General features: G+C 70.6%; 7 protein-coding genes. 6 read left to right on the top strand and 1 reads right to left on the bottom strand.

The features are described 5' to 3' along the window. Nucleotides 1–102 precede the first annotated feature (102 nt). Together G4D87_RS29700 and G4D87_RS29695 are read left to right on the top strand one after the other, a co-directional pair. On the top strand, nt 103–918 hold the full coding sequence (locus G4D87_RS29700; RefSeq protein ID WP_163786072.1) for an alpha/beta fold hydrolase: 816 nt from the start codon (nt 103–105) through the stop codon (nt 916–918). Between the two features lie 31 nt (nt 919–949). After that, a complete protein-coding gene (locus G4D87_RS29695) occupies nt 950–1,936 on the top strand; it encodes an extracellular catalytic domain type 1 short-chain-length polyhydroxyalkanoate depolymerase (RefSeq protein WP_163786071.1) in 987 nt (328 codons plus the stop codon). Nucleotides 1,937–1,948: 12 nt separating this feature from the next. Here the strand turns inward: G4D87_RS29695 and G4D87_RS29690 are convergent, their stop codons facing one another. Beyond that, complete coding sequence (locus G4D87_RS29690) at nt 1,949–2,902, bottom strand: MBL fold metallo-hydrolase (protein WP_163786070.1); 954 nt, start codon at nt 2,900–2,902, stop codon at nt 1,949–1,951. A gap of 89 nt (nt 2,903–2,991) precedes the next feature. Between G4D87_RS29690 and G4D87_RS29685 the strand changes: the two genes are divergently transcribed. The 4 genes from G4D87_RS29685 to mltA form a co-directional block, all read left to right on the top strand. Further along, nucleotides 2,992–3,876: a LysR family transcriptional regulator gene (locus tag G4D87_RS29685; protein WP_163786069.1), complete on the top strand. Its 885-nt coding sequence runs from the start codon at nt 2,992–2,994 to the stop codon at nt 3,874–3,876. 97 nt (nt 3,877–3,973) lie between these two features. Then, nucleotides 3,974–5,650, top strand: a complete 1,677-nt coding sequence (locus G4D87_RS29680) for an isovaleryl-CoA dehydrogenase (RefSeq protein ID WP_163786068.1) — start codon at nt 3,974–3,976, stop codon at nt 5,648–5,650. A gap of 14 nt (nt 5,651–5,664) precedes the next feature. Continuing rightward, the gene (locus tag G4D87_RS29675) at nt 5,665–6,486 is read left to right on the top strand and encodes an SDR family oxidoreductase (RefSeq protein ID WP_140796131.1); all 822 of its coding nucleotides are present in this window, start codon (nt 5,665–5,667) and stop codon (nt 6,484–6,486) included. A 121-nt stretch (nt 6,487–6,607) separates the two neighbouring features. After that, nucleotides 6,608–7,685 (top strand): murein transglycosylase A (mltA, locus tag G4D87_RS29670; RefSeq protein WP_163786067.1); only part of this gene is annotated, 1,078 nt, incomplete at its 3' end.

Genomic DNA, 7,685 nt, shown 5'->3' with positions numbered 1-7,685 from the left:
GGGGGGAGGTGCTCATGAGGGGCTCTTGAAAAACGAACGTTCGTTCATGTAACTTCGGGCCTGCGGTTCGACACGCTTCCTACCTGAATCTGGGGTCCGAACATGCCGTTGCTCCAGTTCGAGGAGCTCTCCCTCTACTTCGAGGAATCGGGTGCGGGCAGCCCCGTGCTGCTGCTTCACGGGCTTGGCTCCTCTGGCCGGGACTGGGAGTCCGTGGCACCCAGACTGACGGGCCGCCATCGCGTCATCATTCCGGATGCGCGAGGCCATGGTCGCAGCGGAAAGCCGCCGGGCGCCTATGGCGTGCCGCGCTTCGCCCGGGACATCGCCGGGCTGTGTGACGCGCTGGGCCTCACCGGCGTCCACGTGGTGGGCCTGTCCCTGGGTGGGATGATGGGGTTCCAGCTCGTGGTGGACCGGCCGGAGCTGGTGCGCAGCCTGGTCATCGTCAACAGCGGGCCGGAGCTGGTGGCGCGCACGCTGCGCCTCAAGCTCGAGTTCGGCCTGCGCCTGTCGCTGCTGAAGCTGCTGGGGCCCGCGGCGCTGGCGAAGGTCCTGGCGCGCAGGCTCTTTCCCAAGCCCGAGCAGGAGGCGCTTCGTCAGCGCGCGCTGGAGCTGTTCAGCGCCAATGACGCGGACGCGTACCTGCGCGCGACGAAGGGGTTGGTGGGGTGGAGCGTCATGCGGCACCTGGGCGGCGTCACCTGCCCGGTGCTGGTGCTCGCGTCCGACAGGGACTACACGCCCGTGTCCACGAAGCAGGCCTACGTGGACCTGCTGCCGAACGCGCGGCTCCAGGTGTTGCGTGATTCCGGCCATGCGTCACCGTATGACCAGCCCGACCAGGTCGCCGAAGCCGTGGCGGCCTTCCTGGCCGGAGTCGAGGACGCCGCGGCGGACGCGCGGCAGCCGGGCTGAGCGCGGTCCCCCACCCCGAAGGAGTCAGCCAATGAAGCGGAACACTGTCGCGTGCGCGCGCACGTGGTTGTTGCTGCTCGCCGTCCTCACGCTCACCGCCGCCGCGCCCGCGCGCGCCGGCGCCTGGGTCCATGGCGTTGAAGGGACGCGTGGCTTCCAGCTCTGGGTGCCCACGGGCTACCAGGCGGACACGCCGCTGCCCCTGGTGGTGGCGCTGCACGGCTGCTTCCAGAACCCGACCCAGTTCGCCGGCCTCTCGCGCCTCAACGAGAAGGCGGACGCCGAGAAGTTCCTGGTGCTGTACCCGAACCAGGCGACGTTCGCGAACCCCACGCAGTGCTGGAACTTCATGCTGGTGCTCAACCAGACGCGAGGCCACGGCGAGCCCGCGCTCATCGTGGACATGGTGGCGCAGGTCCAGCGGCACTACGCGGTGGACGCGCGCCGCATCTACGTGGGCGGCGTCAGCTCCGGCGCGGTGCTCACGGGCACGCTGCTGGCCTGCTACTCGGACGTGTTCGCCGCGGGGATGATTGGCGCGGGGGCCATGTACAAGGCGGCCACCACGATTTCGGGCACGGGCTTCGCGATGCTCTTCGGCAGCATCTACCACCCGGATGACCGGGGCCGGGACGCGTGGGGGTGCTCGGGCCGCCCGCGCCACACGGTGCCGGTGCTCGTGGTGCACGGGACGAAGGACAGCGTGGTCGACATCGTCAACGGCCGGCAGGCGACGCGGCAGTTCCTGCAGACCAGCGACTATGGCGATGACGGCGTGGCCAACGACAGCATCCGTCCGGTGGCCACGCAGGTGACGCGCGCGAGTGTGCCCGGCGGGCGCGCGTACACCGTGGAGGACTACGTCTACGGCGGCGCGCTGGTGGCGCGGCACATCGAAATCCAGGGCATGGACCACGCCTGGCCTGGTGGAGATTCGCGCTATCCCTTCGCCGACCCGTCCGGACCGGACGGCACCAGCATCATGTGGGACTTCTTCCGGCGGCACACCCGGAACTGAGGCACCCGCGCGTCAGTGTTGGTGGCCCAGGCGCACCTCGACCTCGGGGTGGGCCTGGGCGAACGCGCGCAGCCTCTTGAAGCTCGCCGTGGCCCCGTCCGCGTCGTTGTTGTACGAGCCGGGCTCCACGTCGTGCTCCCAGCCCCAGCGGGTGTGGCTGATGTCCCCCGCGAGCAGCACCGGGCCCTTCGTGGAGCGCACCAGGTACGCGGTGGTGCCGGGCGTGTGGCCGGGCAGCCAGAGCGCCCACACGGAGCCGTCCCCGAAGATGTCCACCGCGCCGTCGAACAGGCCGGCGTCCTCCCGCGCGTAGGTCCACTCCGACAGCGGCGGCTTGCCGGCCAGGGCGCGGTCGACGTTGGCCTGGACGACGAGGTTCATGAGGGCGCGCTCGGAGGCCTCGCCCGGCCCGGAGTAGACGGGCGTGCCCGCGGGCACGTCCGCCATGCCGGTGACGTGGTCCGGGTGCAGGTGCGTGAGGAACACGCCCGCCAGCGGCTGCTGCTGCTTCGCCAGCCACTCGCCCAGCGGCGCGTGCACCTTCATGCTCCCCATGTTCATGGCGCTGGCGATGAGCCCGCGCATGGCGGCCTGCTCCGGCGCGTCCCGCATTGCCGTCTCCACGCCCGTGTCGACGATGAAGAGGCCCTTGGCCGGGTGGCGGAGGGCGTGGAAGAAGATTTGCGCGGGCTCCGCGCCGTCCTTCAGCCCGGCGGCCTTCGCGGTGGGGTGGGCCAGGTTGATGAGGCCGCCGCGCTCCACCGCCCAGTCGCAGGAGACCACGGTCTCCAGCTCCACCGGGCCGGGCTGCGCCAGCAGCGGCAGCAGCTCCGAGGAGGGCCGCGCCTTGCCGAGCGCGGAGGGCTGGACGCCGTGTGAGGTGGTGGCGCAGCCCACGAAGCCGGTGACGGCGAGGGTGCCGCCGAGCGCGGCGGCGATGGAGAGGACAATGGAACGGGTCCGCATGGATGGAGCTCCTTCACGTCGAGACACGCGGAAGCTAACGATGCGAGAATTGATGGGAAATGACGATTCAGGCATGAGGTCATGCATTCATGGATATCTCCTGGGATGACGCGCGGCTGTTCCTGGCCATCGCCGAGGCGGGCAGCTTCAGTGGCGCGGCGCGGCGGCTCCGGATGGGCCAGCCCACGGTGAGCCGGCGGCTGGCGGCGCTGGAGTACGCGGTGGGCATGGCGCTGTTCCGCCGCGGGGTGGATGGCGCGGTGCTGACGGCCGCGGGTGAGCGGCTGGTGCAGCCCGCGAAGAAGATGGCGGAGTGGGCCGGTGAGCTGCACCGCGCGGCCGAGTCGTCGGACACGTCGCCGCGGGGGCTGGTGCGGGTGACGGCGTCGCCCTACATGAGCTTCGGCTTCCTCGCGCCCTTCGCCGGGGCGATGATGAAGAAGCACGAGGGCCTGCGGCTGGAGGTGCTGTCCGGGATTCAGTACCTGGATTTGGGGCGCGGCGAGGCGGACCTCGCGCTGCGAGCCCGGGGTCCGATGAACGCGGACTTGAAGCTCCTCTCCTCGCTGACGGTCCCCAACGCCGTCTTCGCCGCGAAGTCCCTCAAGGCCCGGCTGCCCAAGCGGCCGTCGCTCCAGGCGCTCCCGTGGGTCGCCTGGGCGCCGCCGTTCGACGCGGTGCCGCCCAATCCCCAGCTGGCGTCCATCATCCCCGGCTTCTCGCCCGTGTTCACCGCCGACAACTACCTGGTGATGCTGGCGGCGGCCGAGGCGGGCGTGGGGGCCATGGTGCTGTGCGACGTGCGCCACCGCTTCATGCGCGAGCGGAGCCTCGTGCCGCTCGACGTGGACCTGGGGCCCTTCGCCACCACCACGTACCACCTGGTGTGCGCGAAGTCCGCGCTCGACATCCCGCGGGTGCGGAAGGTCTCGGAGCTGCTGGTCGAGGAGCTGGAGCAGGCGAAGAAGCGGTGACACGCCGCCGCCGCCGTCCCTCGGGTTGCGGTGGCCCGCCGCGCGTGTTCACGGTACTCCATGGGCACCGGGTACCGTCCCCAGGAGGACCTTCACCATGACTGAACGCAACGCCATTGCCGCCGGTTTCCTCACGCACGAAGTCACGAACCAGCCGCCGCCGCTCGAGTACGACGCGTGGACGACGGACACCGTGCTCCGCGAGGTGGTGGCCCGCGAGGGCGGCGGCTGGGCGGAGGCCGACCTGGCGAAGTACGGCCCCGTGGTGGGCGGGGAGATGCAGCAGCTGGCGTTCCTCGCCAACGAGAACAAGCCCCGGTTCCGGCCCTTCGACCGCTATGGCCACCGCCGCGACGAGGTGGAGTTCCATCCCGCGTATCACCGGCTGATGGAGCTGGGCATGGCCCACGGCGTGTCGGGCTTCGCGTGGCGCAACGAGGGCACGCCCGGCGCCCATGTCGCGCGCATGGCCCTGTTCTATCTGCACAACCAGGCGGACAACGGGACGAGCTGCCCGCTCACGATGACGTACGCGTCGGTGCCGGCGCTGCGCCACCAGCCGGAGGTGGCGCTGGAGTGGCTGCCGCGCGTGAGCTCGGCGGCCTACGACAGCCGCTTCATCCCCGCCGCGCGGAAGTCGGGCGCCACCATTGGCATGGGCATGACGGAGAAGCAGGGTGGCTCCGACGTGCGCACCAACACCACCCAGGCGCACCGCCTGGGTGAAGGCCGCGGGCCCGGTCAGCCCTACGCGCTGGTGGGCCACAAGTGGTTCTTCTCCGCGCCCATGAGCGACGCGTTCCTGGTGCTGGCGCACGCGGAGGGGGGCCTGTCGTGCTTCCTGATGCCGCGCTTCACGCCGGACGGCGCGCTCAATGCCATTCGCGTCCAGCGACTGAAGGACAAGCTGGGCGACTGGAGCAACGCCAGCTCGGAGGTGGAGCTGCACGGGGCCTACTCGGTGATGGTGGGCGCGGAGGGCCGCGGCGTCCCCACCATCCTGGAGATGGTCGCGCTGACGCGGCAGGACTGCATGATTGGCTCCAGCGGGCAGATGCGACAGGCGCTGGTGCAGGCCCTCCACCACACGCGGCACCGCGTCGCCTTTGGCAAGCGGCTCATCGACCAGCCGCTGATGCGCAACGTGCTGGCGGACCTGGCGCTGGAGCTGGAGGCCCATGTCGCGCTCACCGGGCGCGTCTCCCGCGCGGTGGACGCCACGCCTCGGGATGAAAAGGAGGCCGCGTTCTGCCGCATCGCCACGGCGGTGGGGAAGTACTGGGTGTGCAAGCGCACGCCGCCCTTCGTCAACGAGGCGCAGGAGTGCCTGGGCGGCGCGGGCTACGTGGAGGAGACGAACCTGCCGCGCCTGTACCGGCAGGCGCCGCTCAACTCCATCTGGGAGGGCAGCGGCAACATCCAGTGCCTGGACGTGCTGCGCGCGGCGTCACGCGAGCCGGCCAGCCGGGAGGCCCTCTTCGCCGAGCTGCTGGCCGCGCAGGGCGGGCACGCCGCGTATGACGAGGCCACCGCGCGGCTGGGCAAGGCGCTGGCCAACACGGACTCGCTGGAGGCGCGCTCGCGCTCCATCGTGGAGGGGCTGGCGCTGGCGCTCCAGGCGTCGCTGCTGATTCGCGCGGGCAACACCGCCGTGTCGGATGCCTTCTGCGAGTCCCGCCTGGGCGGGGCGCATGGGCAGACGTTCGGCACGCTCCCGGCCCACGCGCCCATGCAGATGCTCATCGAGCGCGCCTTCCCCGAGGGCGCGGCGTGATAGGAAGACATCCCATGTCCAATCTCCAGGGAAAGACGCTGTTCATCTCCGGTGCCAGCCGTGGCATCGGCAAGGCCATTGCCCTCCGCGCTGCCCGGGATGGCGCCAACATCATCATCGCCGCCAAGACGACGGAGCCGCACCCCAAGCTCCCCGGCACCATCTACACGGCGGCGGAGGAAATCGAGAAGGCGGGTGGCAAGGCGCTGCCCTGTGTCGTGGACATCCGCGACGAGCAGCAGATTGCCGCCGCCGTGGCCAAGGCGGTGGAGACCTTCGGCGGCATCGACATCCTGGTGAACAACGCCAGCGCCATCAGCCTCACGGGCACGCTCGAGACGCCGATGAAGCGCTTTGACCTGATGCACGGCATCAACACGCGTGGCACGTATGCGTGTTCTCAGGCGTGCATCCCGTACCTGAAGAAGGCCAGCAACCCGCACATCCTCAACAACTCGCCGCCGCTCAACATGGAGGCGCGCTGGTTCGCGCCCCACGTCGCGTACACCATGGCGAAGTTCGGCATGAGCATGTGCGTGCTGGGCATGGCGGAGGAGCTGCGCTCGGACGGCATCGCGGTGAACGCCATCTGGCCGCGCACCGTCATCGCCACCGCGGCGGTGCAGAACCTGCTGGGCGGGGATGAGACCATCCGCGGCTGCCGGACGCCGGAAATCATGGCGGACGCGGCCTACGCCATCCTCACCAAGCCGAGCCGCGAGTTCACCGGCAACTTCTGCATCGACGAGGAGGTCCTCCGCGGCGTGGGCGTGACGGACTTCGACAAGTACCAGCTGGTGCCCGGGGCGGAGCTGCTCCCCGACTACTTCATCTGAGTCCGCATCGCCCCAGCCCGTCCTCGCGCGTGGAGTCGCTGGAGCCCGCGCGAGGGCGTGGCATGCTCACGGCCCTTGTCAGGGGCGCCCACCAGGGCAGGTGCGATAGTAGGAGCGCCACATGGACTTGCGGCATCTCCGAATCCTCCTGCTGTCGGCGCTGGGGCTCCTCGCCTCGGCTTGTCCGAGCCCCACCCGCGCCCCCGTCACCCGGCCCGAGGACGCGCTCCTCGGGCTGTCCCGGGAGATGGCGCCCCGGGACGACGGTGACGTCGCGTCCCTGCGGACCGCCGTCGCCGAGAGCCTCGTGTGGCTGCGGAGCCGTCCGTCCGACCACCGCTTCATCTACGGCGCGCGGCAGGTCTCCCTCGCCGAGCTGCGGACCGCCCTGGAGCGCCTGCACGCGCGCCTTCGCGAGGACCTCACACAGGAGGCGCTGTGGGCCCTGGTCCTGGAGGACTTCGAGCCGATGGAGGCCGCCGGAGGCGAGGACGGCCAGGTGCTCTTCACCGGGTACTATGAGCCCACCATCGAGGCGAGCCTGACGCGCACGGACGTGTACAACGTGCCCATCCACGGGCCGCCGTCCGACTTGATTGAAGTCCCGCTGGAGCCCTTCGCGGAGCGCTTCAAGTCAGAGCGCGTCTTTGGCCGGCTCGACGGGCGGAAGGTGGTGCCGTACTGGTCGCGCGGGGACATCCGTGGGGGACGGCTCAGCGGGCGGAAGCTGGAGCTGGCCTGGGCCAGGGACCCGGTGGCGCTCTTCTTCCTGGAGGTGCAGGGCAGCGGCTCGCTGCTGCTGCCGGACGGCAGCCGGCGCCGCGTTGGTTACGCCGCGTCGAATGGGAAGCCCTACCGCAGCATCGGCTCGCTGCTCATCCAGGAGGGCGCCATCCCCAAGGAGGAGATGTCGATGCAGGCGCTGCGCGCGTGGCTGGCGGCGAACCCCCAGCAGCGCCACCGGGTGCTCGACCACAACGAGTCCTACGTGTTCTTCCGCTTCCTCGACACCGCGTCGGTGGGTTCGCTCGGGCGGCCGGTGACGGCGGGGCGCTCCATCGCGACGGACGCGCGGCTGTTCCCCAAGGGCGGCCTGGCCTTCATCCACACCGAGCGCCCGGTGCGCATGGCGGATGGCTCCGTGCAGTGGAAGCCGCTGTCGCGCTTCGTGCTCAACCAGGACACGGGCGGGGCCATCC

Source organism: Myxococcus vastator (genome assembly GCF_010894475.1).
Taxonomy (GTDB): Bacteria; Myxococcota; Myxococcia; order Myxococcales; family Myxococcaceae; genus Myxococcus; species Myxococcus vastator.
The sequence above is the reverse complement of the archived record's forward strand: the minus strand, read 5'-3'. Positions and strand labels throughout refer to the sequence as shown.

What these genes read in the sequence shown, in the direction of transcription:
- G4D87_RS29700 (WP_163786072.1), top strand. Translation starts at nt 103, where the DNA reads ATGCCGTTGCTCCAGTTCGAGGAGCTCTCCCTCTACTTCGAGGAATCG.
- G4D87_RS29695 (WP_163786071.1), top strand. Translation starts at nt 950, where the DNA reads ATGAAGCGGAACACTGTCGCGTGCGCGCGCACGTGGTTGTTGCTGCTC.
- G4D87_RS29690 (WP_163786070.1), bottom strand. Translation starts at nt 2,902, where the DNA reads ATGCGGACCCGTTCCATTGTCCTCTCCATCGCCGCCGCGCTCGGCGGC.
- G4D87_RS29685 (WP_163786069.1), top strand. Translation starts at nt 2,992, where the DNA reads ATGGATATCTCCTGGGATGACGCGCGGCTGTTCCTGGCCATCGCCGAG.
- G4D87_RS29680 (WP_163786068.1), top strand. Translation starts at nt 3,974, where the DNA reads ATGACTGAACGCAACGCCATTGCCGCCGGTTTCCTCACGCACGAAGTC.
- G4D87_RS29675 (WP_140796131.1), top strand. Translation starts at nt 5,665, where the DNA reads ATGTCCAATCTCCAGGGAAAGACGCTGTTCATCTCCGGTGCCAGCCGT.